This is a genomic window from Bdellovibrio bacteriovorus, assembly GCF_001592745.1.
Taxonomy (GTDB): Bacteria; Bdellovibrionota; Bdellovibrionia; order Bdellovibrionales; family Bdellovibrionaceae; genus Bdellovibrio; species Bdellovibrio bacteriovorus_B.
Window position 1 is genome coordinate 655,038 of sequence record NZ_LUKD01000001.1, and the last position, 15,519, is coordinate 670,556.

At 46.4% G+C, this 15,519-nt stretch carries 14 protein-coding genes; 5 read left to right on the forward strand and 9 right to left on the reverse strand.

Annotation, left to right across the window (positions count from 1 at the left end; all coding sequences use genetic code 11):
• The 6 genes from AZI87_RS03150 to AZI87_RS03175 are packed head-to-tail and all read right to left on the reverse strand — an operon-like array spanning position 1 to position 7,982.
• Positions 1-1,371, reverse strand: a complete 1,371-nt coding sequence (locus AZI87_RS03150) for an MlaD family protein (RefSeq protein ID WP_063204966.1) — start codon at positions 1,369-1,371, stop codon at positions 1-3.
• Positions 1,368-2,135, reverse strand: coding sequence for an ABC transporter ATP-binding protein (locus AZI87_RS03155; protein WP_063204967.1), 768 nt, complete (start codon positions 2,133-2,135; stop codon positions 1,368-1,370). Before AZI87_RS03155 ends, AZI87_RS03150 begins: the two co-directional genes overlap by 4 nt.
• Positions 2,135-3,001, reverse strand: coding sequence for an MlaE family ABC transporter permease (locus tag AZI87_RS03160; protein ID WP_253696382.1), 867 nt, complete (start codon positions 2,999-3,001; stop codon positions 2,135-2,137). The genes AZI87_RS03155 and AZI87_RS03160 overlap by 1 nt, the downstream gene beginning before the upstream one ends.
• Positions 2,964-4,166 (reverse strand): alanine racemase, encoded by a 1,203-nt coding sequence (gene alr / locus AZI87_RS03165; protein WP_063204969.1) that lies wholly within the window; start codon positions 4,164-4,166, stop codon positions 2,964-2,966. The genes AZI87_RS03160 and alr overlap by 38 nt, the downstream gene beginning before the upstream one ends.
• 21 nt (positions 4,167-4,187) lie before the next feature.
• Positions 4,188-5,675, reverse strand: coding sequence for a GGDEF domain-containing protein (locus AZI87_RS03170; RefSeq protein ID WP_063204970.1), 1,488 nt, complete (start codon positions 5,673-5,675; stop codon positions 4,188-4,190).
• Complete coding sequence (locus AZI87_RS03175) at positions 5,676-7,982, reverse strand: sensor histidine kinase (protein ID WP_063204971.1); 2,307 nt, start codon at positions 7,980-7,982, stop codon at positions 5,676-5,678.
• A gap of 162 nt (positions 7,983-8,144) precedes the next feature.
• Between AZI87_RS03175 and nadB the strand changes: the two genes are divergently transcribed.
• Genes nadB through AZI87_RS03190 form a run of 3 tightly spaced genes read left to right on the forward strand, consistent with a single transcriptional unit; the run spans position 8,145 to position 11,231 of the window.
• A complete protein-coding gene (gene nadB, locus AZI87_RS03180; RefSeq protein ID WP_063204972.1) occupies positions 8,145-9,758 on the forward strand; it encodes an L-aspartate oxidase in 1,614 nt (537 codons plus the stop codon).
• Positions 9,759-9,795: 37 nt separating this feature from the next.
• Positions 9,796-10,647, forward strand: coding sequence for an alpha/beta hydrolase (locus tag AZI87_RS03185; protein WP_063204973.1), 852 nt, complete (start codon positions 9,796-9,798; stop codon positions 10,645-10,647).
• Positions 10,647-11,231, forward strand: a complete 585-nt coding sequence (locus AZI87_RS03190; protein ID WP_063204974.1) for a hypothetical protein — start codon at positions 10,647-10,649, stop codon at positions 11,229-11,231. Before AZI87_RS03185 ends, AZI87_RS03190 begins: the two co-directional genes overlap by 1 nt.
• 48 nt (positions 11,232-11,279) lie before the next feature.
• Here the strand turns inward: AZI87_RS03190 and AZI87_RS03195 are convergent, their stop codons facing one another.
• The gene (locus AZI87_RS03195; protein WP_063204975.1) at positions 11,280-12,056 is read right to left on the reverse strand and encodes an SDR family NAD(P)-dependent oxidoreductase; all 777 of its coding nucleotides are present in this window, start codon (positions 12,054-12,056) and stop codon (positions 11,280-11,282) included.
• A gap of 5 nt (positions 12,057-12,061) precedes the next feature.
• Entirely contained in the window at positions 12,062-12,814 is a 753-nt protein-coding gene (gene rnhA, locus AZI87_RS03200; RefSeq protein WP_253696388.1) for a ribonuclease HI, read from the reverse strand.
• A 157-nt stretch (positions 12,815-12,971) separates the two neighbouring features.
• On the opposite strand from rnhA, the gene AZI87_RS03205 reads away from it, so the two are divergent.
• Positions 12,972-13,820, forward strand: coding sequence for a hypothetical protein (locus AZI87_RS03205; protein ID WP_063204976.1), 849 nt, complete (start codon positions 12,972-12,974; stop codon positions 13,818-13,820).
• 7 nt (positions 13,821-13,827) lie between these two features.
• Complete coding sequence (locus AZI87_RS03210; protein WP_063204977.1) at positions 13,828-14,616, forward strand: hypothetical protein; 789 nt, start codon at positions 13,828-13,830, stop codon at positions 14,614-14,616.
• A gap of 2 nt (positions 14,617-14,618) precedes the next feature.
• Here AZI87_RS03210 and AZI87_RS03215 read toward each other — a convergent pair whose 3' ends face one another.
• On the reverse strand, positions 14,619-15,350 hold the full coding sequence (locus AZI87_RS03215; RefSeq protein WP_253696390.1) for a DUF5602 domain-containing protein: 732 nt from the start codon (positions 15,348-15,350) through the stop codon (positions 14,619-14,621).
• Between the last annotated feature and the right edge of the window lie 169 nt (positions 15,351-15,519).

Below are 15,519 nucleotides of genomic sequence, written 5' to 3' on the forward strand. Positions count from 1 at the left end.
TTAGAATGGTGCTTTCGTTAAAAGAAGTTTTAAGTCGTCGTTCGTTAAGAATAGACCCGCGCCCAAGTAGCTAGAGCGTCTGTCACCCTGATTGAAGGCGTCGTTGATACCACCAGTAATATAGATACCGCGATACAAAGTGTAAGACAGAGAGCTTCGAACATTTGTATTTTCAAAATCAAACGCTTCTAACGTGAATTTCAACTTACGACGGAAGAAGAAGTAGTCGATACCAAAGCCACCCGAGTTCTCGATCAAACCACCCTTTAAAGTCAGGTCCCAGAAATTCTTCGCGTAAAGAACGGTGAACTTGATCTGGTTATAATAAGTTTTCGTTTCCGTGTAATCAGCTGGAGATTCCGGCCCCGTACCTGTTCTTTTATAACCTGTTTTTTCAACTAAGCCCGCAGGGTCATCCACAACGGCGATGTAGTAATAACGATCTAGCCCCGGTTGGATTTGCACCCCAATGTAGGACTTTGTCGCCCCGACATCGTTCAAGTACTCACCACGGAAATCAAAGGCCGTTTGAATACGATTCGCCGAATCCAACATACCGCTCAGACCATCAATTGCAGAAGACACATTTTCAGCGGTTTGCTCATCGCTGACAAGCTTACCGATCGCGCCCTCACCTTTATTGATTTTCGATGTGATCTCATCCAGGTTTTTAACAGAGTTCGACAAGCGCTTCCAAGTCTCTTTCAAACCCGTTTCGCTTTGGTCGTTCATCACTTCTTTTAAAGAAGACGTGATGTCATGGATGTCATCCACAATGTCGCCCACTTTGTCTTTGTTTTCCGTCGTCATTTGCGCCAAGTCGCCTGTCAGCGTCTCGATGTTCTTAACGATACGACCAAGAACGTGGCGACGAGTCCCATCTTCAGATGTTGCCTCTTGCAGGTTTTTCGCAACTTCTTTCAAAGAACTGGTCACTTCAGAAACTTGAGTCATCAGGTTATCTAGCGATCCACCATCACGAACAATCAAGATTTGCGCGTTATCTTCCAGTGGAGGATCTGTCGGGGAACCTGGATACACTTCCACGTGCTTGTCGCCCAAGATACCTTGTGCTTTCACCTCGATGGAAGCCGAAGTCGTCAAAGGAACATCAGATTTCACCGTGATATCGATACGTGCTTTTCCATCTTGCAAAGAAATGTTTTTAATCACACCGACGGGAATACCCGCAGAACGAACGGCCGAGTTTTTAACCAAGCCCCCTGCATTCGGAAGTAAGAACCAAGCTTTTTTGGAACGACCAAGGTATGAAGGATCATCACTGACCTGCATCGACATGACGGCGATCAGTGATCCCACCACGACAACTAACAAACCTACTTTAAACTCTGCAGCGCGAAGCCAATTCATTGATGTTTCATCCCTTTATTCACGAACCTCTTCACAAGCTCGATGTCCGTGTTGAAGAAATCCTCTGGAGTACCAAATAATAGAACTCGGCCACTATCTAACATCGCAATATAGTCGGCAATCCTGAATGCGGCGGACAAATCGTGGGACACCATGATAGAAGTCGTCGCACCAGCTCTTAATTTATGAGTACTCAGAATCAAATTATCCACCATTTCAGTCAGAATGGGATCTAAACCCGTGGTAGGCTCATCATAGATCAAGATTTCTGGATCTAGGGCGAGAGCCCGAGCTAGACCGGTTCTTTTCTGCATCCCACCACTGATTTGGCTTGGAAGTTTGTGATAATGTTTGGACTCCAAACCGACTTGCTGCAATTTTTCTTCGGCAATACGAAGGACTTGGGATTCCTTCAAATCGCGGCGATGCTCGAATAAGGGAAAACACACATTTTCTAACACTGTCATGTCATCAAAAAGTGCGGCCGACTGAAAAAGAACTCCGAACTTACAACGAAATTTTGTCAGCTCATCGGGCGGTAAAGTTCCAATATCGGTTCCCAGAACCTCAATTGTTCCCGAAGTGGGCTTAAACAGCCCCAAGAGATGCTTCAGCATCACGCTTTTTCCAGTTCCAGAAAAGCCGATGATTGCGGTCAAACTGCCTTTGGGGATTTCTAAGTTGATACCTTTAAGAACAAACTCTTTTCCACCATCAAAGGATTTTTTCACGTCCCTTAAGGACACTGCTGATTCTTGTTTCATTAAGAAATCCCCATGATGTTGTAATAGAAGCGAATCAAGTTTGTCGCGAAGTAATCAAGAATGATGATACCGACCATGCTTTGCACCACGCCCTGATTCGTCGCATCCCCCACACCCTTGGCTCCGCCTGTTGTGTTAAACCCGCGGTAAGTACAGACGACCGCAAAATAAACACCGAAAATCATTCCTTTGAAAAGACCTTCGTTGATGTGTTTGACCTCGATGAAGTCAGCAATCTTTTGCCAGAACACGGCCTCATCTAAAGAAACAAGTTTCACGCAAAGAAAGTAACTTCCCAACATCGCGACAAAGTCAAAAACTGCAACCAATAAAGGCATACAAATGACAGCGGCTACGATTCGTGGGGAAATCAAATATTGTTTTGTATTCACGCCCATCACATCCAAGGCGTCGATTTGTTCGTTCACACGCATGGTTCCTAAGCGGGCTGCCATAGCGCCTCCCGCTCTAGCAGCAACGATCAAACCCGTTAGAACAGGCCCTAACTCACGCGTGATTCCCAGCGCCACTGTGGGTCCCACCATGTTCACGGCGTTAAACAATTTAAAACCTAAATAAAGTTGGAATGAAAGAGCCAGACCCGTAAACACCCCTGTTAAACAGATGATGCCGACAGATTGATTTCCAATGAACTCCATATGGCGAATCACTTCGGGAAAACGGGATGGTTTAGCAAAGATCAAACGCACACTTTCAGTGAAAAACATCATGATCTGACCGGTCTCGGCGATACCATCTCGCACTTTGTTTAAAACAAAGGCGCCAATGCCCGAGATGATCGTATAAAATCTGTCCGCTAAGGTCACTTTACTCTCCCCCAACTTCGTCACGGATGAAACGGGCATCGACGCCAGTGTAAACGCGAGGCACACGCTCACCAACACTGGTCAACATTTCCCACGTGATACTGTGAGCCAGTGTTCCGATTTCGTCGGCGGAAAGAAAGCTTCCTCCACTGCCGTATCCAAATAAGATCACTTCTTGATCTTTAAATTTCTTCAAATCTTCGTTTCCTACTACATCGGTCACATCGAGCATCAAATAGTCCATGCAGATGGTGCCGGCAATAGGAACTCGTTTCCCCGCGAACAACAGATTCGCTTTATTAGAAAGAATGCGGTGAAAACCATCCGCATACCCCACAGGAACGACAGCGATAACCGAATCGCGTGTGGCTTTCCAAGTGGCGCCATAAGACACAGTTTCACCCGCTTTGACGTGACGGTATGTTGCCACTTGGGACTTAAAAGTCATAACAGGTTTTAATTGGCAGACTGATTTATCCTCTAAAGGATTATAGCCATAGATCATCAGACCCGGACGCAAACCCCAGTTTTGCAAAAGCAAAGGATGATCTTTACTTCCACCCTGCTGTTTTAAAGCCATCAGGTTCAAAATGCCGGAACTATTTAAGGCGTGGCAGAAAATGTTAAACGGTTTAAAGAGCTGACTGACTTGATCGAGCTTGCGCAACTGTTCGGCACTTTGCCCCTGAGGGTCTAATGCATCATCACCGTTATACAAGTGAGTGACTAAAGCTTTCAGACGGATTTTTTTGTTCTGCCACAGACGATCAAAAAGTTTTTGGCCTTCTTCGGGACGGAAACCCAAACGGTTCATGCCGGTATCAAACTTCAGATGAATATTCACCGGCTGATCGGCCACAGCTTCAAGATGCTCGATATGTTCCCAAGTGCTTACCACCGGAGTCATTTGATACTGAAGAATTTTTTCAGCACCTTCTCTGTCGAAACCACGGAAGACTAAAATCTCGGCTTTCACTCCGAAATTTCTTAGTAAAAGACCTTCTTCAATCAGGCAAACACCTAGATGTTTTACACCTAAAGATTCTAAGAAGCGCGCTAATTGCACGTCGCCATGCCCATAAGCATTGGCTTTTACCATCGGACACAAAAAAGGAGCTTGCGGAAATGACGACTGCAACAAACGAATGTTGTGCGCCAAGTGATCTAAGTTGATTTCCGCAAAGGTGTGTCGATACATTTCCATTAAATTACTTTTTCCATTCGCCTATTCAGGAGCCACTTCAAACTCGGGACGATGAGTTTCCGGAGCTTTATACAAACAAATTTTATTTCCGCCTTTGTCGGTGATGTGCAGAAGAGCTTTGGTCGATGTTTCGTCCAAAGTTTTCGCGGAGTCACACAAAGATGGATACTCACTCACGCCCAAACTGATTGATACTTTCATACCATTGTCCATGAAAGACGTGCCTTCAATAATTCGACGAAGTCTTTCTGAACGAAGTGCGGCTCCTTTTTTAGAGCAGTGAGGTAATATCATCGCAATTTCGTTGGCCGAAGTTCTGCACGTCAGATCATTGGTACGGCTGGTTTTAGTGATGATGGTTGCGACGGATTTTAGCAACTCATCTCTCACTGCTTCACCTAAAGATGATTCAATCTCATAAAAATCATCCATGGCGATCTTTACAACCGAGATAGGCTGCTTCAGTCGACGCGCCCGCGACACTTCATCGCTCAAGGCTTTCTGATAGAAGTTGCGGTTGTACAGCTCGGTCACAAAATCTTGGACCTCTAAGGAATCCACTTTCTTTTCCAATGTGAAAGTCGAATAGCAAAGAGACAAAAGACTGAATTCTTCCGCCAGTTGGCTGGCTTCAGCTTGAGTGATATTACCGGAATAGACGAAGACACCCTCTAATGCGTGATGCGCATAAAGTGGCAATGCCTTGGGTGGATTGAAATGAAATGCCTCAACCAACATGTCATTAAACCGCGCCGGTAAAAGTCCCATTGCCATCTGTGTCGTTAAATCTTTCGTGTCGCCAGCTTCTAGTTGGACGCCGACACCTTGAATGTCGGATGCAGGAATACCTTGCGCGTGGGTTGCCACGAAAGATCGCACTGAAGGAAGAAACTTAAAGAAAATACAAAGGGCGTTGGGAAGATGATTCAAATATTTTTGAATTAAGTCTTCCTTGCTTTGCGCAGAACGATAATCCGTAATGCGCATTGAAACCTTCGGCGTCGACATTTCAGTCTCAGCTTGCTTCAAGCTGCTGAAGGCAGCCGCATGGACTTCTTCCACTTTCGCTTTTGTCACTTGCAGCTCATCAAAAAGCTGTTCGTTTTGATAGGTCAGGTAAAGTTTTTCGCAGGCGCGATCCACGGACCAGACGATACGGGACTCTAAAGCCGCCGATTCATCTGAAATCACATCAACAAAACCAAAGCCATTGTACTGTGCTAAAATATCAAATTGCGAAACGCTTGAGACCGCAATGAATTTAATTTCTTCATTGATGTCTTGCACGATTTTTACGAAATCACTTAATGACCCCGCTAATGCGGCAGTTGAAAACACCAGAAGATGCGGTGGATTTTCTTTTAAACGCTGCTCTAAAGTTTCCGGATCTTGGAAGTAGTAAGCGTCGTAGCCCGCTTGCGAAAGATACACTTTCGCCGAAGCCCCCGCATCCACATCGGTGGTGAAAACAAAAACCGTAAACTGAGAACTATAATCGCGAATATTCAACTAAGGCCTCTTTCCAGGTCGACGAATTTCAACGTGATAAGTATCCAATTTGGTTGTTTTTGCCTTCGCGGTCATTTGCGGAGGCATCACAAAGTTCACCGGAGTTAGTTCGTCACTCATCGTTGCAAGTTCTTCCGAAGTTGGCGCACTCACAGGCTCAACCACCGGTACCGCGTCAATTGTCGTTGCCACTTCATCGGCAGTCACAGTTTCCGACAAGACCACTTCCGTCACCGGAGTTGGCGCAGGAGTTTCCACCGCAGTGGCTTTTGCCACGGGCGCCTTGGGTTCTTCACCCAGGAAGCCATCGATAAAACTAAATTCATCATTCCCCAATGCGGGTGCCGTAGGTTGCGTCGCTTTCACAGAAGACGTCGACACAATCGGCGTTGAAATTTTTGGTTTCGAAGATTCCGTTGCGGATTCGACTTTTGTTTCTTCCTGTGCCGGAGGAGGCGCCACCTCTGTCACTTCAGGAAGCTCCAAAAGATTATCGATATTCACATCCAACGGTGAAGCTGGAGCCATTGAAGCCTTCACTTCCTCAAAATGCGCCTGGGCTTCTTCTTGATGAACAGACTCTTCAGACAGTTTAGGCAACTCTGGGGAAATCACTAGAGGTTCTTCCTTTGCAACAAGCACATCGGCCGGAGCTTTGAGAACCGACACCGACTGAACTTTTTTAAACAGAATATTTACTTTCGTCCCTTGACCACGCTGCGACTCCACACGCACATCGGCGTTGTGTTCTTTCAAAATTCCAAAAGCCACAGAAAGCCCCAAGCCCATGTGATTGTGGAAAGAGCGTGTCGTAAAGAAAGGATCAAAAATCTTATCGACGTTTGCCGCCTCAATCCCCTCACCCGTATCTTCAATATTCAAGTGCACACCGTCGGCATCCTCGAAAAGATCCACTTTGATTTCTTTTTTCGGCATACGTTCCATGGCTTCTACAGAGTTATGCAGAACGTTTGAAATCGCACGCATGATCGCATCCACGTGAAGATCCAAAGCTGAATTGTCTTGAATATTCTTCGTCAGCTTCACACCTTTTTGCGCAAACAGGGGCTCCATCTCTTTCAGAGCTTTCACTAAAGGCCCTTCGACCTTCATGGAATTTTTCTCTTGCACTTCCTCGCCCGCGTAGCCCAGAAGTTTATCCAGCACACCGCGCGCCGCGCGCGTTTCTCGCAAAATAGACTCCGTGCTTTGTACGATGTCTGTTTCGGGAGACTTCGCCAGAATCATTTGCGAATAACCCAAGATAGAAGCCAAAGGTCCGCGCATTTCGTGCGCTAAGGCCGAAGCCACTTTCATCGAAGCTTGAACCTTTTCTTTTTGTACGATTTCAGGATCCTGCGCGATCACTTTTTCAGGAACCGGAGGCGCTAACGGACGAGACTTTGCCGCTTGCAGTTCCTCTTCAAGGGTTGTGATTTGTTTTTCTGTCGTCGTTGTTAACCACAACAAAGCTGCCGCCGCAACGGTCATCAAGCCCGCGCCCATCAGAAGGAACTGCCACCACAACCCCGCACGCCCCTTCATCGTTTCCTTCAAAGGAGCCGAACTCAACACAAGCAAATTACTTTGCGGAATCATCTCGTACATTCCGTAAAGATCACCCGATTTTAACTGAAACGTATTGCTGCCGTGAGAGGACCCGCTTTTTTGGGCCTCTTTGAAAACTGGATCATCGCGCATCACTGTTCCCAAATACTCAGGCACAGAATGACCCACAGTAAGACCCGTCGAAGTCACAATTGAAAACGAACTGAGGGCGCCTCTTTGCGCATCAATCACGGATTGAAAAATTTCGCCCGAACCAAATAATGCGTAAGCCTTGCTGCCCTCTAAAAATACCAACGCGACATAACGTCCACGTTGAGAATCCTGAAAAGGCTTCACATAAAAACGCAAATCCGAAGTTCTGTTCGCGATATTACCTACCGCGGATTTTACAAACTCCGTGGTCCAATTTGCCGCTTTGGAATTTTCTTTAGCGACGATGACTTGAGGCTCAAGATTGCCACCATTGACGGAAAAGGAAGCCGCCGCATAGTAAGGTGCCATTGCATTCCAGTTGAGCTTTCCTTTTTGGAAATTTTCTGAATTCAAAGTCGCGACAACTCTTTGCAGAGTTTTCAACTCTGTCGCCAAGGAATGATTGATCGCACCGACTTGTGTGCGCGTTTGGGCTTCAACCCAGCTCATTCTGTCACCGTAGACGAAGCTATCTGTGCGCCACAAAACAGCTCCGATAAAAATCGCGGCAACAGCAACGAGGACGGCGATGAGTTTTACTTTCATTGAGACGGTTCCTTCCCTGTAACAGTCCTCCGGCGGGGCCCAAAGCATCTTGCCTTGTCACTTCCGCTCGACGTCTTTGATTTTATTGTAGTTTTAGAAACTGGTAAGAATCAAGCAAGAGTCCTTTGCAAATGCCAACAAAAGCGGTAAGAAGATGCCACTATGAGTACTCATCGCTCGGATGTTTTGATTATTGGTTCTGGCTCTGCAGGATTGGCGCTGGCTTTAAAACTTTCCTCATTGGGAAAAGTGATCGTGCTTGCCAAAGAATCTGCGGGCGGAACGAACTCTGCCATGGCTCAGGGGGGAATCTCTGCGGTTATGTCGGAGGAGGACAGCTTCGAGTCGCATATCCAGGATACACTGGTTGCGGGCGCTGGCTTGTGCAAAGAAACTGTAGTTCGCAATTATGTAGAGCAAGCCCCTGAACGCATTCAGGATTTACAAAACTGGGGTGTTCATTTCGACGTTAAAAAAAGAGGCTCAGAAGAGACCAATGAAATCGATTTGACGCGCGAAGGCGGACACAGCTTCCGTCGCATTCTTCACTTCGAAGACCAAACGGGATTAGAAATTCACCGCACTCTTTTGGCCCGCGTTCGCGAAAATCCCAACATCACTTTGCTTGAACGCTTTTACGCCATTGACCTGATTGTAAACAAAGAAGTCGATCCGAATGATATGAATCCTGTTCATTGCATCGGTGCCTACGCTTTGAACAAAAATGATGGCGAGGTGCATACATTTTTAGCGAAGAACACCATTCTGGCTACGGGTGGCGCGGGAAAAGTTTACCTTTACACTTCGAACTGGAGTGGCGCGACAGGTGACGGCATCGCCATGGCTTACCGTGTGGGTGCTCGTATCGCGAATCTAGAATTCATGCAATTTCATCCCACCTGCCTTTTCCATCGCGAATCGCGCAATTTTTTAATTTCAGAAGCTCTTCGCGGTGAAGGTGGCGAATTGATCGATGCCGCAGGCCACCCTTTCATGCAGAAATATCACAAGCTCGGATCACTGGCTCCTCGCGACGTTGTGGCTCGTTCCATCGACAAAGAGATGAAAAAAACCGGTGCCGAATGTGTTTATCTCGACATGACAAAACTGGATCGCGAATTTTTGAAAAGTCGCTTTCCCACAATTTTCAACAAGTGCCTTGAGTACGGCATCGACATGAGTGAATCCCCGATTCCGGTGGTTCCCGCAGCCCACTACTTGTGTGGTGGCGTGCTGACAGACCTCAATGGTCGCACGGATGTTCCGGGTCTCTGGGCGGTTGGAGAAACGGCTTGCACGGGCTTGCATGGCGCAAATCGATTGGCCTCGAATTCCTTACTTGAGTGTTTAACGATGGCCCACAATTGTTCCGAGCAAATCAAGCAGCAATGGGACACGGATAAGTTCTTCCCGATGGATCCCAAACCTTGGACTCACCCCGAAGAATCGAATGATGACGAGATGATCGTTATCAACCACATGTGGGACGAGATTCGCCGCCTGATGTGGAACTACATGGGAATTGTCCGCTCTAACAAACGTCTGGAACGCGCTCAACATCGCTTGCAGAATATTTTGGCAGAGACGAAAGAATACTATTCTCACATGAAGATTCATTCGGACATCTTAGAGCTGCGCAATATCGCCATCGTTGCCAACTTGTCAGTGGAATGCGCCCTTCGCCGCCAAGAATCGCGAGGTATCCATTTCAATATCGATTATCCTGAATCCAGTCCGGAACCGCACGATACAATCGTGGTCCGGGGCCTGATTTGACTTGCCCGCTGATTGCTCTCGCGGCAATCTAAAGGGTATGTACAAAAGATCTGAAGGCTTTTTTAAAGGTTATCAGGACATCAACCTGTTCTTTCAAATTTGGGACAACCCCAATGCTCGTGGAACCGTTATAATCAATCACGGCCAAGGAGAACACTCGGAATCTTACCACCGCCTGATCAAAGCATTTGAAAATGATCAGTGGAGTTTTTATGGGTGGGACTTACGAGGGCACGGCCGCTCTGAAGGTCGTCGCGGTTACGTTGCGCAGTTTGATGATTACTGCAAAGACTATAAAATCTTTTTGGACATGGTTCTTAAGAACGAAAAAGTGAAACAAGGCCCGGTGATTCTTTTCTGTCACTCGATGGGTGCCTTGATTGAGCTTAAAACTCTTTTACGCAATCCCGATACTCGCTGCGATGGCATTGTTGTCAGCTCTCCGCTTTTGGGAGTTTCTGTTCCGGTGCCTGTTTATAAATCCAAAGGTGCGGTGATCTTAAACTCATTGCTGCCAACGATCACGATGGGCAACGAGCTGACAAATGATATGCTCACGCGCGATCCGGATGTGATTCGCGAATTTGAACAAGACGCTCTTCGCCACAATCGTATTTCCCCAGGGGCGTTCTTGGGTTTCCTTGAATCTTTTGAATACGTTCTGCCTCGTGCAAACGAAATCAAAAAGCCTGCTTTATTTGTCATCGCTGAAAACGATCCCGTAGTCAGCAGTTTGGAAACAAAAAAGTTTTACGATAAGTTAGGCAGTCAGAAAAAAGAAATTTATATTTACCCTGAAGCAAAACATGAAGTCGTCAACGATATCATGCGCACGACAGTTTTTGCAGATATCAAAAAATTCTTAGACGGTTTCTTGGAGTCTAAATAATGAAATACCTTTTGAGCCTTTGTTTTTTACTTTCTGCATGTGCCAGCACTTACGAAGTAACTCCCGCAGGTCACACGATCAAAACTAAAGATGACTATATGGAAGTGATCGAAAAGTATTCCGATCAAGTGCGCCAGTATTCGGGATTTTACAACACTTTGGATTTCCAAGCGACCTTGTTGAATTCAACAGTGGCTCAGGCCCAACTAGCTCAAAGCAGTATGCTTTATCAGTGGGATGAAAAACGTTTCACTGAAGAAAAAGGAAAGTACGAAAACCGCCTGAGCAAAGAAGCGGAAGTGTTTTTGAGCTTTTACACTCCAGAAAGAAAGAACGATGATCTTTTTAAAGATACGACGATTTGGAAAATCTTTTTGGATGTCGATGGCCGTCGCTACGAAGGCAAGGCTAAGAAACTTAAATTGCAGTTAGCCGAAATCGAAGGTCTTTATCCTTACCACAACCGTTTTTACACACCCTACTCTGTGATCTTCCCGGTTCCTATGCGCTCTATCGAAGGTAAACCGATGAAAATGACTATCACGGGTGCTGTCGGCTCTGGCGTTTTAAATTTCCAACCTTAATAAGTTTTTCTAGGAAGTCCGTCTGAAAAGGACGGACTTTTTTTTGCCTTAATTGCGCTTAAAGCGTCTTCCCACTTCAATATCAAAAAGTGGCTTCACGAATTTCGCAATCTTCAATCCGACACCCGTTAATCCGCTAGGTTCTAAAACCTCGATATCATGAAGAATCGCTTCACGAATCATTTGCGCGTATTTTGCGGGAGAAATCGACTCCGTCGGAATCACAAAATTCTTCGAGTACAAGGTCTCGATCTCATCAAACATGCGCGTCTTGATTCCCGGAGTGACCAACAACAATGTCGTTACGCCCGTGTCTTTCAGCTCCATACGAATGCAGTCGGTGAACGCCATGACAGCCGCCTTCGAAGCTGCGTAGGTCGAAGCACAGGGAAAATGCATATAGGCCGAAACGCTGGAGTTATTGATGATTTTACCGCGTTTACGCTCAAGCATTCCTGGCAACAATCCGTGCGTCAAATGAACCAAGGCATTCACGTTCACCTGAAACATTTTGTAGATGTCATCTAAGGGCTGTTCTTCTATCAAGCCACCGGTCAACATTCCCGCATTATTAAATAGGATATCAATCGAGGTTTCTTTTAGATTATGCAAAAGCGCATCGACACCTTGACGTGTCGAAAGATCCGCCTCCCACACTGTGACTGATTTAGCACCTGCCGCCTGAAGCTCTTTCACCAGACTGTCATCAGACTGCCTCATCACCAGATGAAGATTCGCTTTATCTTCGGCGCACATTTTAGCAAAAGCTTTTCCAATCCCACGACTGGCACCTGTGATAAGAATATGACGGTTTGTGATTTCCATGCGGACTATCCTTCTTTGATGACGGTCTGAGGACTTAATCCCCAGGATTTCAGAATTTCGATTTCATCGGCGGCCGACGTGGCCTTTTTGAATTTAGCTCCTGACTTTCCGCTCACACGGTTTTGGCAAGAAGGCCAATTCTTGTGACGATAAACCAGCCCCCCGATATTGCTCAGGTAACTGAAAGCCTCTTTCTTTTCACCCGGCGCACGCATTTCTGGCAAAGCCGTGTCGGCGGGAACTTCCAGCATGTTGATGGGATAAGAACTCAAAGGTCCTTGATACAAGGACACGTAATCATTTTTTGAAAAGGCAACCGCGATGCGATCACAGCGTTCATTGCCCGGCGTGCCCACGTGACCACGAGAATATTTCCACTCGATCTTATTACCGGGACCGCGCGCTTGAATGAGCTGCGCCAGTTCTTCCCAGATATCTCGATTAGAAACATCCGCACCCTCCGCGGTTTTCCAACCGCGCTTTTTCCAGCCCCAAATCCATTGCGTGATTCCACGAATCAAGTAAGTGGAGTCCGTATAAAAATGCACAGGGCCCGGCACCGCAGAAATAAACTTAAGTGCTTCTACGGCGGCCGTCATTTCCATGCGGTTGTTCGTGGTTGAGCGCTCTCCCGCACCCAACTCTTGAACTTGATCGTTCGGTAAAAGCACAATGCTTCCCCAACCTCCGGGGCCGGGATTTCCAGAACAAGCGCCATCAGAGAATATCAAAATATAATCGCGTACTTTTATTGCCACAGCTCATGGTCATCGCGCGCTTTTCTTATGTCAATGCGCTGGATGCCAGAGACGGGCTTCTGACCAATACTTAGACAGGTAAATCTTATCAGGCTGCAATTTAAGGCCGTTTGCTTCTGGCACCCTCCCTGCAAAATAATCCCGAAGGAGAGTGTTTATGTCTTTTGCTATGCGCCCCCTTATCGGATTTTTGACGACAGTCTTGCTGGCAGGCCAAGTCTTTGCCAATGCGTCTGTCACCTCTTCGACGACGCTAGTACAACAACCGAAAAAACAAGGGCGCATGTGGAGTGGTTTTGTAAATGCCAGTCGCTCGACAAGTCTTTATGACTTTGAAGATGGCACTCGCCAGGACGCGATGGACTATATGATGCGCCTGAATTTGAAATTGAACGACAAGTTTTCTATGCGCGTTCAGGGTGGTTATTCACAAGACTTAAAATATCCTGAAAACAATGATTTCTCTGACACGTCAGTCAGTTTGGGACGCGCGCCCATGGCTTTGGGTAAAACGATTATGTTGGGTTATCGCGTGGCTACGGGTCTTCCTACTTCTAAAGACTCTCACACTCGTCAAAATCTGATTGCTTCGCTTTCAACAACCGTGAACGGCATGATCAATCCAGACCGTCTTATTTCGGGACTGGACATCGCGGGTTCAATTTCGGCAGGTCGCAACTTCCATCAGTACGAAACTGCTTTAGATGGCCGTGTGAACACGCAGTGGACCTCTTCGCAAATGCTTTCGATGGCGTACACTTTTACGACGGGGATTTCTGTCTCTGCAGAATTTCTTCACCGAAACACATGGTCTTACCAAAATGTGATGCGCGACACTTTTGAAATGACTCAAGAGATCGGCTACGAAATCAACTCCACCTTTTCCATCGCTGCGGGACACACAAACTCAGGTTCTTCTTTAAAACCTAACGGTGATGATTCCAATGTGCAGTTGATCAATGAAAACACTTCACTTGTTTACGCCTCTGCAACTGTAGTCTTCTAGGACTGCCATGAAAGCCTGGTTGGTAGCACTTCTTCTTATTCTAAGCTTCCAACCCTCCTGGGCCGGCACTCCTCTGGATATTGTCTTTGATATCGACTGGACCACCTTTTATACCGTTCACCCCGAAGACGCGAATGAACGCAGCTCCAAGAGTATTCAAATTGAGGGAAAAACCTACCGCCCCACCGACCATTTAACTGAAGTCATCGAACACTTATTGAAGACCCATCCAGATATACGCATCAGTTTTTTTAGTGGTGGAACGAAGTCACGTAATATGACTTTACTGGACAGCGTGAAGCTTTCTGATGGTCGGTCCCTCGTCGATATCAGCCACCGTATTCTATCTTATGAGGATCTGACAATAGTGTCTCAAAACAAGACTTTGAAATTCTCTGAGCAGCATAAAAAAGTTTTGAATCAGGGAATTCCCGACTGGAATCCCAAGAACACTCTTCTGATCGACGATCAGCCTGAGTTCGCCGTGAAACCTTTAAAATCCGTTTCCTCTTTAGGTCATTTCAACTTCCAACAGAACTTTGATGTTTCACGTGCTGGAGAAAAATTCTTTCCGGCATCCGAGATCGAATGGAAGATGGAGCGCAACAAAGCCCTTGTCTGGTTGGCTCTTTTAGAAAACGCTATTGCAGAGTCTGCGCGCACTGGAAAAGATTTTTCATCCGTCGCCCAAGAGCTGTGGACTCGGGACTCAAAAAACCCTTTCATTTTAAAGCAAGGGCAAGACCTGCTTCCTTCTTCGAAGGGACAGGCCTGCGGCAAGATTTTCGCACTCTAAATTTACTGCATTTCTTTTAAATATTTCAGAGTTATAAAGTGCATCGCCCGCGTCTTATCAAAATGTATCGAATACTTTTGCGGATAATAGCCTAAATGGGTGAAGGTCTTTGGCAACATTAGCTCTTGCTCGAATTTCTTTTTCTTTAGCAAAAACTCTCGCGTGATCATCGGCTCGATAAAAATCAGATTGGCGTCGTAGTAGCCATAGATGTAAGTGGTCGTAAAAGGCTTGCCGTTGTACTCTGGCGAACGCATATCCACCCAGTGCCAACCCATCTGAGGAACACCTTCAGGGCCTCCGACATAGAACGGAGGAAGCTTATCGGGATCCGGCTGCTTCAAACAGATTTCGCGATCGGCGCCCATACAGGTGATAGCTTTGCGGGTGGTCTCATTAATAAAGTAAAAGTGAAAATCGAAGTGCGGTCGATTGTAAATACCATCAGGCTCATGACCGTGAGGCATCCAATTAATGACCATGTGATTGTAGGGTGGAATGTTGAGAATGGACGGCAGTTTTAGTGTGTATTCACCTGGCTCATGTTGAGGCAAGGCATTCAAAGCTCCCTCCGTAAACGCCAAGCCGACAGAATAGGGAGTGCCATCTTCTCCGATATCAGCAAAGGCCTTCGCGGTTCCCTCTCCCATCGCCACGGCATCCCCGTAAACGATAAATCCGTGTGCATAGATCGCTAGAAAAAAGAGTCCACAAAAGACAAAAATCCCTTTCATAAATCCCCCTGCTTTTCAGAATGAAATCCGAGATTTAATTCGACGACAAGCTTCCGCGAGGGCCGGTGTTTTAAATCAGAAAAGTATGTCTCATTTTGAGATCTCCCTGAATTGTCCCCTGTATATTCTGTGGACGGCTTATCTGCCTGTAATGCATTTAATTCACGGC

Bases quoted from the DNA above. Each gene is read 5' to 3' on its own strand.
- AZI87_RS03150 (WP_063204966.1), bottom strand. From the start codon at position 1,371: ATGAATTGGCTTCGCGCTGCAGAGTTTAAAGTAGGTTTGTTAGTTGTC.
- AZI87_RS03155 (WP_063204967.1), bottom strand. From the start codon at position 2,135: ATGAAACAAGAATCAGCAGTGTCCTTAAGGGACGTGAAAAAATCCTTT.
- AZI87_RS03160 (WP_253696382.1), bottom strand. From the start codon at position 3,001: ATGCCCGTTTCATCCGTGACGAAGTTGGGGGAGAGTAAAGTGACCTTA.
- alr (WP_063204969.1), bottom strand. From the start codon at position 4,166: ATGGAAATGTATCGACACACCTTTGCGGAAATCAACTTAGATCACTTG.
- AZI87_RS03175 (WP_063204971.1), bottom strand. From the start codon at position 7,982: ATGAAAGTAAAACTCATCGCCGTCCTCGTTGCTGTTGCCGCGATTTTT.
- nadB (WP_063204972.1), top strand. From the start codon at position 8,145: ATGAGTACTCATCGCTCGGATGTTTTGATTATTGGTTCTGGCTCTGCA.
- AZI87_RS03185 (WP_063204973.1), top strand. From the start codon at position 9,796: ATGTACAAAAGATCTGAAGGCTTTTTTAAAGGTTATCAGGACATCAAC.
- AZI87_RS03190 (WP_063204974.1), top strand. From the start codon at position 10,647: ATGAAATACCTTTTGAGCCTTTGTTTTTTACTTTCTGCATGTGCCAGC.
- AZI87_RS03195 (WP_063204975.1), bottom strand. From the start codon at position 12,056: ATGGAAATCACAAACCGTCATATTCTTATCACAGGTGCCAGTCGTGGG.
- AZI87_RS03205 (WP_063204976.1), top strand. From the start codon at position 12,972: ATGTCTTTTGCTATGCGCCCCCTTATCGGATTTTTGACGACAGTCTTG.
- AZI87_RS03210 (WP_063204977.1), top strand. From the start codon at position 13,828: ATGAAAGCCTGGTTGGTAGCACTTCTTCTTATTCTAAGCTTCCAACCC.
- AZI87_RS03215 (WP_253696390.1), bottom strand. From the start codon at position 15,350: ATGAAAGGGATTTTTGTCTTTTGTGGACTCTTTTTTCTAGCGATCTAT.